This is a genomic window from Streptosporangium sp. NPDC023615, from assembly GCF_040640155.1.
Classification (GTDB): Bacteria; Actinomycetota; Actinomycetes; order Streptosporangiales; family Streptosporangiaceae; genus Streptosporangium.
The window spans coordinates 55,064-67,587 of the sequence record NZ_JBFABE010000043.1 but is presented as its reverse complement, the minus strand read 5'-3'; the positions used below and the strand labels follow the sequence as shown (position 1 = coordinate 67,587).

The window sequence follows — 12,524 nt, the reverse complement described above, 5'->3', positions numbered from 1 at the left end:
CGCGGGGGGCGACCATCATCAGGTCGGCGAGCTCGTCGACGATGACCAGCAGGTAGGGGTAGGGCTGGCGCGGGGTGCCGCCGCACGGTGTGGGGACCTTGCCCGCGCGCACGGCCCGGTTGTAGTCGTCGATGTGGCGGAACCCCGCGGCCGCGAGGTCGTCGTAGCGCCGGTCCATCTCCCCCACCACCCACTCCAGGGCCTCGGCGGCCTTCTTGGGGTTGGTGATGATCGGCGTGATCAGGTGCGGGATGCCCTCGTAGATGCTGAGCTCGACCCGCTTGGGGTCGATCAGCACCATGCGCACCTCGTCGGGGGTGGCGCGCATCAGCACCGAGCAGATCAGGGTGTTGATGCACACGCTCTTGCCCGCGCCGGTGGCGCCGGCGATCAGCAGGTGCGGCATCTTGGCGAGGTTGGCCAGGATCGTCTTGCCCTCGACGTCCTTGCCCAGGCCGACGACCAGAGGGTGGCGCTCGGCGAGGGCGGCCGCGCTGCGCAGGATGTCACCCAGGGAGACGAGGTCTTTGTCGGTGTTGGGGATCTCCACGCCGATCGCGGACTTGCCGGGGATCGGCGACAGCAGGCGCACGTCGGCCGACTTCACGGCGTAGGCGATGTTCTTGGTCAGCCCGGTGACCTTCTCGACCTTGACGCCGGGAGCCACCTCGACCTCGTAGCGGGTCACTGTCGGGCCGCGGGTGAAGCCGGTCACGCTGGCGTTGATGTTGAAGTCGGCCAGCACCGTGTCGATCGCGGCGACGGTAACCTCGTTGGCCTTGGTGGAGGCACGCGGCGCGCTGCCCCGGCGCAGCAGGTCCAAGCTCGGCAGCACCCCCGGCGTCCCCGGCGTCCCGGCCGTCCCCGGGGCGGGAGCCTCGACGGTGAGCGAGGCGACGTCGGTGGCGGCGGGTGTGCCGGGGGCGGCGCCCAGGACCGGGGTGTCGTAGGGGCCGCGCTCGCCGATCAGGTCGGGGTCGACCTCGACCAGACGGCGCGAGGTGACCGCGTCGACCGCGTCGTCCTGGTCGACGTCCTGGCCGTCCGCGGCGTCCGCGCTGTCGCCGTGGTCGGCGCGGCCGGGGCCGTCGGTGTCATCGGTGGCGTAGCGCGGGTTGTCCGACCGCGGGCCCCGGGTCCCGGCGGTGCGGCGGGTGCGCAGGCCGGCCAGGCGGGCGGGGAGCTGGCGGACCGGGGTCTGGGTGGCCACCAGCAGCCCCCAGGCGGCGAGCACGACCAGCAGCACGAGGCTCGCCGGGACGGGAAGCAGCAGCGCCAGGGGGGAGGCAACGGCGTAGCCGATCACTCCGCCTGCGGTCATCGCCTCGGCGCCCGGCCCGTTCAGAACCTGGACGATGCCCGCAACACCCGTGGTGGTCGCGATCGAGCCGAGCATCAGTCGCACCAGGGTGAGTTCGGAGTCGCCGCCGCGCAGCAGCCGCCAGGCCAGCGCGGCGAACGCCAGCGGGGCGGCGACGAGCAGGGAGCCGATCAGGGCGCGGGCGGCGATCTCGATCAGGTCGACGACGATGCCGCCGACGAGGTTCCAGGCCGGTAGCGCCACCACCACGGCGGCCAGGGCGCTGGCCAGGCCCAGGCCGTCGCGCTGGTAGGCGGCTCCCAGGTCGGCCGAGCCGGTCGGGCCGGTCGGGCCGGTGCCCAGGGCGCGGATGCTCTTGCCGGTGCCGCGGGCCAGCCACCTCCAGGCGACGCTCACCGCGATCCCGGCCAGGCCGAGCAGCGGGCCGCTGCGAACGGTGCGAGCACGGCGGCGGATGGTGGCCGGGCCTTTTCGGGCGGCGGGTTTACGGGATCGGGTGGCCATGGTTCCTCTTCTCCGTACGGGGTGGTGGTGACGGTGGGTTACTGTGCGCTCGATGTGTGCTCACTTTTGGTGACTGTGCGTTTACTCTTCGCGCTTGTGCGGGACATGTGCGGGGCCCGGCGCTGGGCGTGCGGTTACTCTGCGTTGATGTGCGGGGGGTGTGCGGACCCTGTGCGGCGGGGTGTGCGGGGCATGTGCGCAGCCATGTGCGGGGGCCGCACACCCCCTTCGGCCCTATAGAAAAAGCGGCCCGCCGCACACCGCACACCGGGGGTTCGCTGTCGGTGACTTTGCCTGAGGCGGGCCGGGCGCTCGCGCAGCGTGCACGCGCTCACACGCCCGGCCCGCCTCACGGCGAGTGAGGCGCGTCGGGGGCCGGGGAGGGGATCAGGTTCCAGCCGTCGGCCTCGGGCCGGGCCACCAGGTGCCCCTCCTGCTGCCAGCGGGCGACCTGCGCGTACAGGAACCGGCGTCCCCGCTGCACGCCGGCCAGCAACTCGGCCAGGTCGGCGGTGTGCACCCGGTCACGGCCCTCGCGGCGCCAGCCCTCCAGCGCCTCGTCCCAGATCTGACGAGCTTGCTCCTCCGACGGCGGCGCCTGCTCGTCGTCGCTGTCGTCGTCGAGGTTGTCGGGGTCGTCGGTCGTCACGGTGACGCCGCTGATGACGTCGGTGGCGTCGACGTCGGCCAGGTCCGCAGGTCGGGCGTCGGCGCCCAGGTCGCGGCGCCGGGCCTCGGCGAGGGCCTCACGCATCGCCTCGCGCTCAACGGTGTTGTCCTGCTCGTTCATCGCGCCGGTCGTCTCGTCAGCCATCTCGGCCTCCTTTGGTGATCTTGGTGGTGCGGGTCGTGGCAGGTGCTGGTGCGGTCGGCTACCGGCGGGCGGCGCTCTCCAGCGGGGAGGCGATCAGGTCCCAGCCGTCGGCGTTGTCGCGGGGGGAGATGCAGCCCAGTCCCTGCCAGCGGTCGCGCTGGCGATACAGGAAGCGCCGGTCCCGGCGCACCGTGCCGAGCAGGTCGACCAGGTCGGCGGTGCGCACGTGGGTGCGGCCCTCGCGGTACCAGCCGTCCAGCGCCTGGTCCCAGACGCGCTGGGCCTCCTCGGGAGACAGCGGCGCCTGCGACTCGGTGTCCTCGGTGTCGTCCTCGTCGCCGTCGTCGGTGCCGGTGGTGACGATGACGCCGCTGATGACCTCCTCGGCGTCGACGTCGGCCAGGTCCTCGGGCCGGGCGTCCTCGCCCAGGTGGTAGCGGCGCGAGTCGCGCAGCGCCTGGCGCATCGCCTCGCGCTCCTCGGCGATCTCCTCCTCGGCCATCGCGGCCATCTCCTGCTCCTCGTCCCCGGTCGCGCTGGCGGGCCGCCGGGTCGACGGCGGCGCCGCAGGCGCTACAGGAGCGCTGGAGGCGCCCGTGAGGGTTACCGCACCCCGGAAAGCCGGATTGGCGCTCTCAGAGCCACTCAGGCCGCCCAGCGGGTAGCGGGTGCGGTTGGCGAACAGCTCTCCGAACAGCTGCTCGGTGACGGGGTCCATCGGATCGCGGTAAGCGGCCCCGGCCGCGACGACCTCGGCCAGCTGCTCGGTGGTGGGTTCGTAGATGCGCAGCATCGAGCCCCACCGGTTGGTCGGGATGCTCATGCCGGCCACGTAGCAGTAGCCGGGCTTGTTCGATCCCCAGTACTGCAGGTTCTTGCCCAGCGCCTCCAGTGCGTCCTTGGGCAGGATCTGCTCGGCCTGGTCGTAGTTTTCGACGCCGAACATGATGGCCGCGCCGTGGTTGGAGCGGGCGTCGGTGGAGGCGTGGCGGTAGTTCCAGTGCTGGGTGCTGCTGACGAAGAAGATGCCGGCCGAGCGGGCGTCGGCGACCAGGTCGGAGTACAGGGTCTGGAAGCGGCGGAACTCCTTGGACTCCTCGACCCAGATCTCCAGCATGTTCAGGCTGGAATCGGGCGACCAGCGCTTCAGGTCCTCGCTGGCCAGGTGGTTGGTGCGGCCCTTGATGACGTGCTTGAGGCGGTGCAGGAACAGCCGCGCCTCCTCATCCTCGATGATCAGCCAGGTCAGGCCGGGGGTGAACACCCCGAAGGTCTGCAGGCCCTTGGACAGGTCGATACCGATGATGTTCAGGCGGCGCTTGACCATCTGTGAGCCCAGGAAGGTCTGGGCGCCGGTGCTCTTCCCGGAGCCGGTGACGCCGCCGATCTTGAGGTGCTTGATGTCGGGGGCGCGCTTGTCGCGGCTGTAGTCGCCGACGATCTGCACCTCACACACGCCGGTCTGGTACTCGCCGATCGCGAACGGGTCGCAAGGCAGCGAGCCCAGCTGCAGGCCGGCCAGGCCAGGCCAGTCCAGGCCGTGCTTGAGGTTGTCGCGGGTGGCGATCTCGATGACGCCGCGGCCGTCTTCGTCCAGGTCGACGGCCAGGTTCGTGCTGCCGGGCACCGCCCGGCTCGCAGCCGAGATCATCGGCATCAGGGCGCGGGCGTTCTCCAAGGTGCCGCCGGGCAGCGTCTCGACCTTGGCTCGCACCACGCCGCGCTCGTCGACGGTCGGGGTGGCGAACTGCACCCGGGCCTGCTTGATGGCCTCCAGCAGCGGGTTGCCCGCGCTGTCGGTGGCCGGGGTGGCGCCGGCGTACTTGGTGCCGCGCCAGATGACCCACAGCACCCACACGATCAGGCTGCACAGGATGTAGGCGGGCCAGATCGCGGCCATGCCCACCACCAGGCCGAGCACCAGGGCGCCGGTGGCCAGGGAGCCGGTGACGACCATCAGGATGCGCAGCAGCAGCCGCGGCCCGGCCGACATGTGGGCGAAGAAGGTGATCAGGCCGCCGATCAGCAGCAGGGCGATGCTCAGCAGCGGCGTCCAGACCGGGTCACCGCCCCACTTGGCGTGGGCAAGAACGATGAGCGCGGCGAAGAGCGCGCACCCGATGCCCGGGGTGACCAGCGGCAAGCCGTGCACCAGCAGCCACCCGCCGCCCATCCGGCTAGCGGGGTCGACGCTTTCCACGTGCACCACCTGCTGCGTGGTGGCCGGCTTGGTCTTGTTGCGTCCCATCACGCACCGTCCTTCGTCTCGTAGCGGCCCTGCCGCTTGGCGCCGGAGCCGGCGCCGGTGGTCTTGTTGGTCTGCTGCTCGGCGAGCATGTACTCGGCGTGCACCGCCGACATCCGCACCACCGCCTTGGCCGCCTCCAGGAAGGCCTCGGCGGCGTTGTTGCCGTGTCCGCGCAATCGCGAGGCCAGGAAGATGCGCTGCAGCCAGCCCACCCGGCGCCCATCAGGAGCGGTGCGGTGGCGCAGCCAGGCCGCGGCCTGGCGCGAGTCCTCCGACATGGTCAGCGAGATGCTCAGCAGCATCGCCCGGAGGTTTTCCTGGTAGTCGCGAAAGGTCTGGTGGGATCGCACCAGGTCGCTGTCACAGAAGTCGTTGGCGGCTTCCACGAGATCGATCTGCTTGGACATCGGCTACCTCACATGCCTGGTGGTGGCGCTGGTCAGCGGGGTGGAACGGCTACTTGGGGGTGGAGGCCTTTTCGGCGCCGAGGTACTCGGCGTGGACGCCGGCCATCTTCTGCACGCTGCTGACGGCCTCCAGCAGCGCATCGGCGACGTTGCGGCTGTGGGCCCTGGTGCGCCGCGACAGCGCGACCCGCTCCAGCAACGGCACCCGCTTGCCCTTCTTGGGCTTGTGGTGGCGCAGCCAGGTCGAGGCGATCTCACCGTCCTGGACCACCATCAGCGCCAGGGTCCAGGCCATCTGCTGGACGGTGTAGAGGTGGTTTTCGAACGCCTCGTGCGAGGTGATGATCTCGGCCGTCTCGAAGCGCACCATCTGGGTGCCCAGGTCATCGCTGCGGTTGCTCACAGGTCCTCCTCGTGGATCACCGCATGCAGCAGATGGCGTGCGGTCTGCTCGGTGGTGGTGCAGGCGATGAAGGTGCCATCGGCCAGGACCTGCACCGTGGTGGTCTCGGCCGCCGAGCGGGCCCAGGAGCGCACCACGGCGCGCAGCCGGCCGCGCAGGCTGCTCTCCTCGGCCAGCGCGAACGCGATCAGCACCGCGGCCACCGCCAGCAGCCCGACCGCGACGGCGTGCGCGGCCCGCTCGGGCCAGCCCGGCGCGAACGCCGCGGCCAGCCAGCCGACGAGGGCGCTCACCGGCCGTCCTCCTGCGCGTGACGGCCGCCGGCGCGCTCGCCGGGGGCGTGTGCGGCCGTGTGCGGGGCATGTGCGGTGATCTTGTGCGGGGGGTGTGCGGGGCCGCTGACCTGCTGTGCGGCCGTGTGCGGGCCGGGGTGGGCGCCGGTGATGACCGGCCAGTCCAGGCGGCACCAGGCGGCGCGGCAGGCCTCGGTGACGGTTACCTCGTAGGCGTCGGCGAGCTCGCGCACCAGGACCAGGCCGCGCTGGTACTCCCCCTCCCCGCGGGAGGCCGGCACCAGGGCCGGGCCCTGGTCGGTGCAGGTCAGCGCGACCGTTCCCGCCTCCGGGGTCGAGCCGGGCTCGACCTCGGCGCGAACAGTGAACCGGCCGTTCGCCGCGCCGGATGCGGAGTGGAGCACGGCGTTGGTGGCCAGCTCCGACACCACCACGGCGACGTCATCGGCCCGCGGGCACCCGGCGGGCAGGCAGCTCAGCGTCCAGGAGCGCACCTCGGCGACCCGGTCGGGGGCGCCGGGGAAGGCGCGCTCGTAGGCGAGGGTGACGATGACGGCCATCACGCCACCTCCCCGCAGGTCAGCACCGACAGGGGCGGCAAGGCGGGGGCAGCGCACGCCGCGAGCAGCACCACCGGGCGCGCCCCGGCCGGCGGGAGCTGGCCGTGCGCGGACAGCGCGTGCCGCAGGTGCACCAGCGGGTCGATCTCGCCCAGCTGCGCGGCCGCCACCGTGGCGCGGGCCGCGGCCAGCAGCTCGGCGTACTCGGCCACCATGAGGGCCAGCTCCTGGCGGGTCATCGCGTTGTTCCTGGTCAGGACGGTGCTCATGGTGGTGCTCATGAGGTCACCTCGCCCAGGATCGTGGCGATCGCGGCATCGACGTCGACCTGCTCGCGGCCGTGCGGCACGAGCCGGAAGGTCTGGTCGACGAAGTCGACGACCAGCTCGCGGACCGCGTAGAGCAGGAAGGGGTAGCCCGACGCGGGGGTCAGGGTGATGGCCAGGTAGAGGTCGCCGAGCTCCTCGTGCGGGGCCACCAGCACATCTCCCTGCCCGGCTGGGGCGCGCAGGCCCTCGGCGAGCAGGTCTCGGGCGAAGATGTACTCGGCGGTGACGGTGCGGCCGCAGGTGAACAGCAGGGCGACCGCGTGCGGGTCCGCGGCGCTGTAGGTCAGCACCGCCGACAGCGGAGTCTTGGGGCTGTCGGCCGGCCACAGACGCACGTCGTAGATCACCTGGGGCTTCATGCCGACACCTCCATGCGGATCTCGTCGCGCAGGGTCTGCGCCGTCTTGGGCGCGCAGCGCAGGATCTTGCGGATCCCCTCGGCGGTGGCCTCCTGAGGATCGATGAGCCCGGCCCCGATCGCGGCGCGCAGCGCGGTGCGGTGCGCCTCGATCGATCGACGCGGCGCACTCGGATACTCCGGATCGATCGGGTCCAGCAGCGACTCCGACTCGATCGAGGCCTCGATCGATCGGGACTCGATCGACCCGTCGATCGAGGGGCGAGGTGCGGTGATCGAGTCCGGGCCGCTCGATCGAGGCGCCTCGATCGAGGCCGAGGACGATGCCTTCCGCGGCCGCGCCGGGACTCGATCGATCGATGCCGCCTCGATCGACGCAAGACGATCGGCCTGCACTGGCGGGCGGTCGATCGAGGGGAACGCGATCGATCGGGCCACGTCCTGGCGCTGCGCGGAGAAGGCCTTGAGGCGGGCCATCGCCTCCTCGCCCTCGGCGGACTGCTGCGCGGTGGAGGCGCCGGGGCGGACGATCGATCCGTCGACGATGACGAGCCGGCCGTCCTTGGCGGCGGCTCGATCGGCCTTCTTCTCATACGACACGATCGAGCGGGCGAGCTTGCGATCCCGGCGCGAGGAGGACGGGCCGACGCCGAAACGGTCGATCCACGCCGCCGTCCAGGCCTCCTCGATCGAGCAGCTCTCACCGCGCGAGGCGCGGATCGAGGCGGCCGACCACGACAGCCGCGGGTAGCGCAGCCGCCGCCAGGCCGCCCGGCGAATCTCCGCCGCGCTGCGCCTGGTGGTGGTCTGCTGGGTCAGCGACGCGGTCAGCTCCCACAAGGCGATACCCAGCAAGGAGGCCAGCGCGAGGATCACCCCGACCTGCAGGCCGTCGTCGCCGTTGGCGTGGATGCCGTGCCAAAGATTCATGCCGGCCGCGATGCCCGCCAGCATCCAGGTCGCGGCCCGGTAGCGGCCGATCGGCAGCTTCGCCATGATCGCGCGATGAACCAGGAAGGCCAGGTACCACACCCCGCCCTCCAGGGCGATCGGCAAGGCCGGCGCCATGAAGCCCAGGTGCATCACATCGGTGGCGAACTCCAGCTGGCCGCGCCAGGCGATCGCGATCGGCGCCCCCATCGCCACAGCGCCCACGATGACCGGAGCCCGCTCGGCCACCGCGGCGGCCAAGGCACCGGCGCCACGACGAGCCGCGGCGCGGCGGGCGGCCCGGTCACGCCGGGACTGCTCACGCCGCTCCTTGCGCGCGGCGGCCTTGGTGCGGGCCCGCTCATCACGGTGCTGCCGCTCGTCTTGGGCGTGCTGGCGATCCAGCAGGCGGCGCTCACGCTCCAAGGCGATCGCGGTCTGCGCCCGGGTGGCCTCGGCCTCGGCGCGGGCCCGCTCGGCCTCAGCGCCGGCCACCGCGCGCTGCGCCCGCGGGTCGTAGAAGGTGCCGCTCATGAGCCGCTCACCGCCTCAACGGCGGCCGGGGCCGCCAGGGCGACTAGGGCGTTGGGTTCGGCGGAGTAGAACACCACGTTGCTGCCCTGCATGTCCTCGGGCGCCTTCTGCAGCATCCAGTCGAACAGCGCGGCCCGGGTGGACTGCGGGGAAGCGGTGACCGTCTGGTACATCGTCAGCTGCTTCATGCCAGAACCGGTCACCTTGGCCAGAGTCATCACGACGAAGACCTGCATCAGATGCTCACCGCCCCGGCGGCCCCGGCGGCCCCGACGGCCTCGACGGCCTCGGCCCAGGCGAGCAGCAGGTCGGCGAAGACGCCGGAGAGCTCGATGACCAGCGGCGGGGTGCCACTCCCGGAAAGCCATGCCCGCCGGTCGGCCTCGCGCTCGCCGATGAGCGTGAACAGCTCACCCAGGGTGGGGATAGGGCGCAGGTGGATCTGCAGGTCGTGCTCGCGCTCGACGTCGGCCAGGACCTGCTCGACCGGGCGCACCCCGTAGATGTCCAGGACGTCCCCGGCCGGAGTGATCACCGCGACGTGCGCCCAGCGCCACGGCGGCCCGGGGACCTCCAGCAGGGCCAGCGGCCAGCCGGTGCGCCAGTGCAGCGCGCGGGCCAGCACGGCACAAGAGCTGTAGGCGTACAGCTCGATCGCGGCCTCGTCGACCACACCGGGCCGTACGGTCAGCCGCTCGTGACCGTGGAAGGTCGGCCGCTCGTAGGAGACCTCAAGGCGGACATCGGCCAGCGGACCCTCGCCGGCCATCGCGGCCAGCGTCGGGTAGCGAAGGCGGTAGGAGGTGACCATCAGACGCTCACCGCCTGGAGGGCGTCGGCCTCGGCGGCCTCGGTGGCGGCCATTTCGGCCTCGACGTCGGCGGGGTGGAAGCGGTGGCGGCCACCGGGGGTGCGAGTCGACTTGAGCTTGCCGTTCTTGGCCCAGTCGATGACCGTGGTGGGCTCGACGCCGAAGAGGCGCGCCACCTCACGGGGGGTCATCAGCCGTTCCCGGAGTCGAAGACGCTCGGTAGGCTCTTTGATCACGGGTCGTTCCTCCCTGCTGGCAAGTGGAGAGACAGGCGGCCCTGTGCGGCCTCGGCGCTCGAATCGCCGGGGCCGCTTTGCTTTCCCGAATCGGACATTTACGGGGTATCGCGGGGCCTATAGGGCGTTAGGCGGTACGTACCGCCTAACCCCTTGAGTAGACGATGCATGCCCGCCTCTTGTCAAGTAGGCGGTACCTAGTCGATAGAGTGGCGCCATGAGCATCACCCCGAACCGGAGCAAATTTCGGCAGGTCGCTGACGCGATACGCGCGGCCGTCCAACGCGGCGACCACCCCAGAGGGGAAGCCCTGCCGAAAGAGGAAGAGCTGGCAGAGCAGTTGGGCGTCTCCCGGGCTACGGTCAACGACGCCATTCGGGTTTTGGTCGCCGAAGGACTTGTGCGCATCCATCGCGGCAAGGGGATGTTCGTCACCGAACTGCCGCCCATTGTTCGCGACGCTGCCGTCCGGCACAGCCGAGCTCATCGTGAACGTGGCGGTAGCCGTGGCTCCTTGGCAACCGAACTTGCCGAGTTGGGGTACCGGTTGCGCTCGGACAACTCGGTCGGTCCGGGGCGGCCGCCGGACGTTGTCGCTGAAGTGCTTGGCGTTGACGCCGGAACCGACAGTGTGATTGTGCGAGCCCGGCACATGTTTGCTGACGACATACCGATCCAGATCGCCACCAGCTACATCCCGCTGAGCATCGGCGCCGATACTCCGATCGCGGAACTCGACTCTGGCGTGGGCGGAATCAGCAGCCGGCTGGCCGAACTCGGACACGCCCAGGTCGAGATCGAGGAGCGCATCACCGTGCGCCCACCAGCGCCCGAGGAGGCCGGCTTCCTGAAGATGAGCGAGGACCAGCGGGTCTACGAGATCTTGCACATCGGCTGGACTGGCGACGACCGACCGGTCAAGGCGACGGTGTACGTGATGCCCACTCACCAGTGGTCGTTGCGGTACAGGTATCCCGCCGAGCCCTTGGCCTAGACCATGGTCCACGGACTTCTTCACGACTGTTCCTCCCGTCGGTAAGCCGGAGAGGCGTGCGGCCCCAGCGCTCGAATCGCTGGGGCCGCACGCGTTCCCGAACCGGACATTGGCAGGGGATCGCAGGGGCACTAGGATTTGTTCAAACAATTGGAATGTTGCCCACAAGATCCCCTGACTGTCAATATGTTCAAACAAATACTCTAGAAGGAGGGAGGGGATCATGGTTGGGGCAGCGCGATACAAGAAAATCGCCGATGACCTGCGACGACGCCTCCAAAGTGGCGAGTGGCAACCTGGCGAGACCATCCCTCGCATGGCCGATCTGGCTGCCCACTACGGGGCAGCGCGAGGGTCTGTCGCGGCCGCCGTCCACGAGCTTGAAACCGAGGGCTTGCTGGTATCCACCCCGCGGCGGGGGACCACGGTCCGGCAGGGCACGATGCGGCTGCGCAGGCCGCGGGGCAACCTGGTGAAGCGGAATCTCGCCACCGACAACCCTGGCTACTCGTTCCCATCAGCGTCCGGACAGGAGGTATGGAAGCACCACGTCCCGCCGGTCGCAGGCCCTGAACCGCTCACCGACTCGCGCATCGCGAAGCTGCTAGGAGTCCCGGTAGGCGCAGAGGTGATGCGCCGGTTCCGGGTCACCGGCCCCGAATCGGAGCCTCCATTCCAGATCAACATCTCGTGGATCCATCCGCGCGGTGTCGCTGACGCGGCAGAGGTCGCCACTCAAGCTCCCGGCCCCGGGGACTGGCTGTATCGACTGGAGAAGGCGGGACACTGGCCGATCAGCTGGATGGAGATCCACCGGGCCAGGATGCCCACCAAGGACGAAGCCGGCCTGTTGAAGATCCCGGACACCCTGCCCGTCCTGGAGATCGTGCGCATCGGCACGTCGGGACGCGACGGCCAGCCAATAGAGGTGACGGAGTACATCGTGGCCAGCGACCGGGTCGAGACCGTGCACGTTCTGCACCGCGATGAATCCGCCCAAGATCCTTGGCCCGACGACACCGAGACGGACAGGTGAGCGGCTATGACTGTCATCGTTGAAGCAGCGGCCCGCACTCATGTCGGGCTCGTGCGCCGACGTAACGAGGACGCCTTTTATGCAGGTCAGTCCTTGTTCGCGGTCGCTGACGGTCTCGGCGGCCGTGTTGCTGGCGACATCGCCAGCGCCGCCGCGATCGAGGCCGTGCGACCTCACGACCAGCAGAACAGGCTGACCGGCCCGACCGACCTGTTCGCCGTCCTGGGCCAAGCGGTCTACGACGCCAACCAGGCCCTGCGCCGCACGATAGAAGCCGACCCCGGCCTGGAGGGCATGGGCACCACGCTGGTGGCGATGCTGTGGTCCGGATCGACGGCCGTCATGGCGAACGTCGGCGACTCCCGCGCGTACCTGCTGCGCGGCGCTGACGCCCGCGAGACTGCTGAGCTCGTCCAGATCACCGAGGACCACACCTACGGGAACCTGGTGGCGGATGCCGGCAGCGTGCCGAACCTGCCCGGCCGCATCGCCCGCTTCCTGGACGGCCGGACCGATGGCCGCTCCCCCGACCTCACCGTCCGGGAGCTCCGATCCGGTGATCGGATCCTGTTGTGCTCGGACGGGCTGAGCTCGTTCGTGCCCCACGAACTCATCCAAGACGCCCTACGGTCGTCGACTTCTCCGGACGAAGTCGCCGATTACCTCATCAAGCTAGCCATCGACCAGGGCGGTCACGACAACGTCACCGTGATCGTCATCGATGTACGAAACGGTCTGGATTGACA

Annotated in this window: 16 protein-coding genes; 3 read left to right on the top strand and 13 right to left on the bottom strand. The window is 70.4% G+C overall.

The window, feature by feature from the left end:
• The 13 genes from AB0G16_RS26060 to AB0G16_RS26000 all read right to left on the bottom strand — a co-directional run.
• Nucleotides 1–1,825: DNA translocase FtsK 4TM domain-containing protein (locus AB0G16_RS26060; protein WP_362810075.1), on the bottom strand; the 1,825-nt coding region annotated here is incomplete at its 3' end.
• Between the two features lie 349 nt (nt 1,826–2,174).
• Nucleotides 2,175–2,639, bottom strand: coding sequence for a hypothetical protein (locus AB0G16_RS26055; RefSeq protein WP_362810072.1), 465 nt, complete (start codon nt 2,637–2,639; stop codon nt 2,175–2,177).
• A gap of 58 nt (nt 2,640–2,697) precedes the next feature.
• Nucleotides 2,698–4,887 (bottom strand): hypothetical protein, encoded by a 2,190-nt coding sequence (locus AB0G16_RS26050; protein ID WP_362810069.1) that lies wholly within the window; start codon nt 4,885–4,887, stop codon nt 2,698–2,700.
• A complete protein-coding gene (locus AB0G16_RS26045) occupies nt 4,887–5,273 on the bottom strand; it encodes a hypothetical protein (RefSeq protein ID WP_362810066.1) in 387 nt (128 codons plus the stop codon). Before AB0G16_RS26045 ends, AB0G16_RS26050 begins: the two co-directional genes overlap by 1 nt.
• A gap of 70 nt (nt 5,274–5,343) precedes the next feature.
• Nucleotides 5,344–5,697, bottom strand: coding sequence for a hypothetical protein (locus AB0G16_RS26040; RefSeq protein WP_362810064.1), 354 nt, complete (start codon nt 5,695–5,697; stop codon nt 5,344–5,346).
• The gene (locus tag AB0G16_RS26035) at nt 5,694–5,990 is read right to left on the bottom strand and encodes a hypothetical protein (protein ID WP_362810061.1); all 297 of its coding nucleotides are present in this window, start codon (nt 5,988–5,990) and stop codon (nt 5,694–5,696) included. Before AB0G16_RS26035 ends, AB0G16_RS26040 begins: the two co-directional genes overlap by 4 nt.
• Entirely contained in the window at nt 5,987–6,550 is a 564-nt protein-coding gene (locus AB0G16_RS26030) for an ATP-binding protein (protein ID WP_362810058.1), read from the bottom strand. Before AB0G16_RS26030 ends, AB0G16_RS26035 begins: the two co-directional genes overlap by 4 nt.
• Nucleotides 6,550–6,831, bottom strand: coding sequence for a hypothetical protein (locus tag AB0G16_RS26025; RefSeq protein WP_362810055.1), 282 nt, complete (start codon nt 6,829–6,831; stop codon nt 6,550–6,552). The genes AB0G16_RS26030 and AB0G16_RS26025 overlap by 1 nt, the downstream gene beginning before the upstream one ends.
• Complete coding sequence (locus AB0G16_RS26020) at nt 6,828–7,238, bottom strand: SsgA family sporulation/cell division regulator (protein WP_362810052.1); 411 nt, start codon at nt 7,236–7,238, stop codon at nt 6,828–6,830. The genes AB0G16_RS26025 and AB0G16_RS26020 overlap by 4 nt, the downstream gene beginning before the upstream one ends.
• Entirely contained in the window at nt 7,235–8,701 is a 1,467-nt protein-coding gene (locus tag AB0G16_RS26015; protein WP_362810049.1) for a DUF2637 domain-containing protein, read from the bottom strand. The genes AB0G16_RS26020 and AB0G16_RS26015 overlap by 4 nt, the downstream gene beginning before the upstream one ends.
• Nucleotides 8,698–8,889 (bottom strand): hypothetical protein, encoded by a 192-nt coding sequence (locus tag AB0G16_RS26010; RefSeq protein WP_362810046.1) that lies wholly within the window; start codon nt 8,887–8,889, stop codon nt 8,698–8,700. Before AB0G16_RS26010 ends, AB0G16_RS26015 begins: the two co-directional genes overlap by 4 nt.
• A gap of 47 nt (nt 8,890–8,936) precedes the next feature.
• Nucleotides 8,937–9,512, bottom strand: a complete 576-nt coding sequence (locus AB0G16_RS26005) for a hypothetical protein (RefSeq protein ID WP_362810042.1) — start codon at nt 9,510–9,512, stop codon at nt 8,937–8,939.
• Nucleotides 9,512–9,703 carry a helix-turn-helix domain-containing protein gene (locus tag AB0G16_RS26000; protein WP_362810039.1) on the bottom strand — a complete coding sequence of 64 codons (192 nt, stop codon included), beginning with the start codon at nt 9,701–9,703 and terminating at the stop codon, nt 9,512–9,514. Before AB0G16_RS26000 ends, AB0G16_RS26005 begins: the two co-directional genes overlap by 1 nt.
• Nucleotides 9,704–9,965: 262 nt before the next feature.
• Between AB0G16_RS26000 and AB0G16_RS25995 the strand changes: the two genes are divergently transcribed.
• The 3 genes from AB0G16_RS25995 (at nt 9,966) to AB0G16_RS25985 (ending at nt 12,522) form a co-directional block, all read left to right on the top strand.
• Entirely contained in the window at nt 9,966–10,742 is a 777-nt protein-coding gene (locus AB0G16_RS25995) for a GntR family transcriptional regulator (RefSeq protein ID WP_362810036.1), read from the top strand.
• Nucleotides 10,743–10,965: 223 nt separating this feature from the next.
• A complete protein-coding gene (locus AB0G16_RS25990; protein ID WP_362810033.1) occupies nt 10,966–11,778 on the top strand; it encodes a GntR family transcriptional regulator in 813 nt (270 codons plus the stop codon).
• Between the two features lie 6 nt (nt 11,779–11,784).
• On the top strand, nt 11,785–12,522 hold the full coding sequence (locus tag AB0G16_RS25985) for a protein phosphatase 2C domain-containing protein (protein ID WP_362810030.1): 738 nt from the start codon (nt 11,785–11,787) through the stop codon (nt 12,520–12,522).
• Nucleotides 12,523–12,524: the final 2 nt, after the last annotated feature.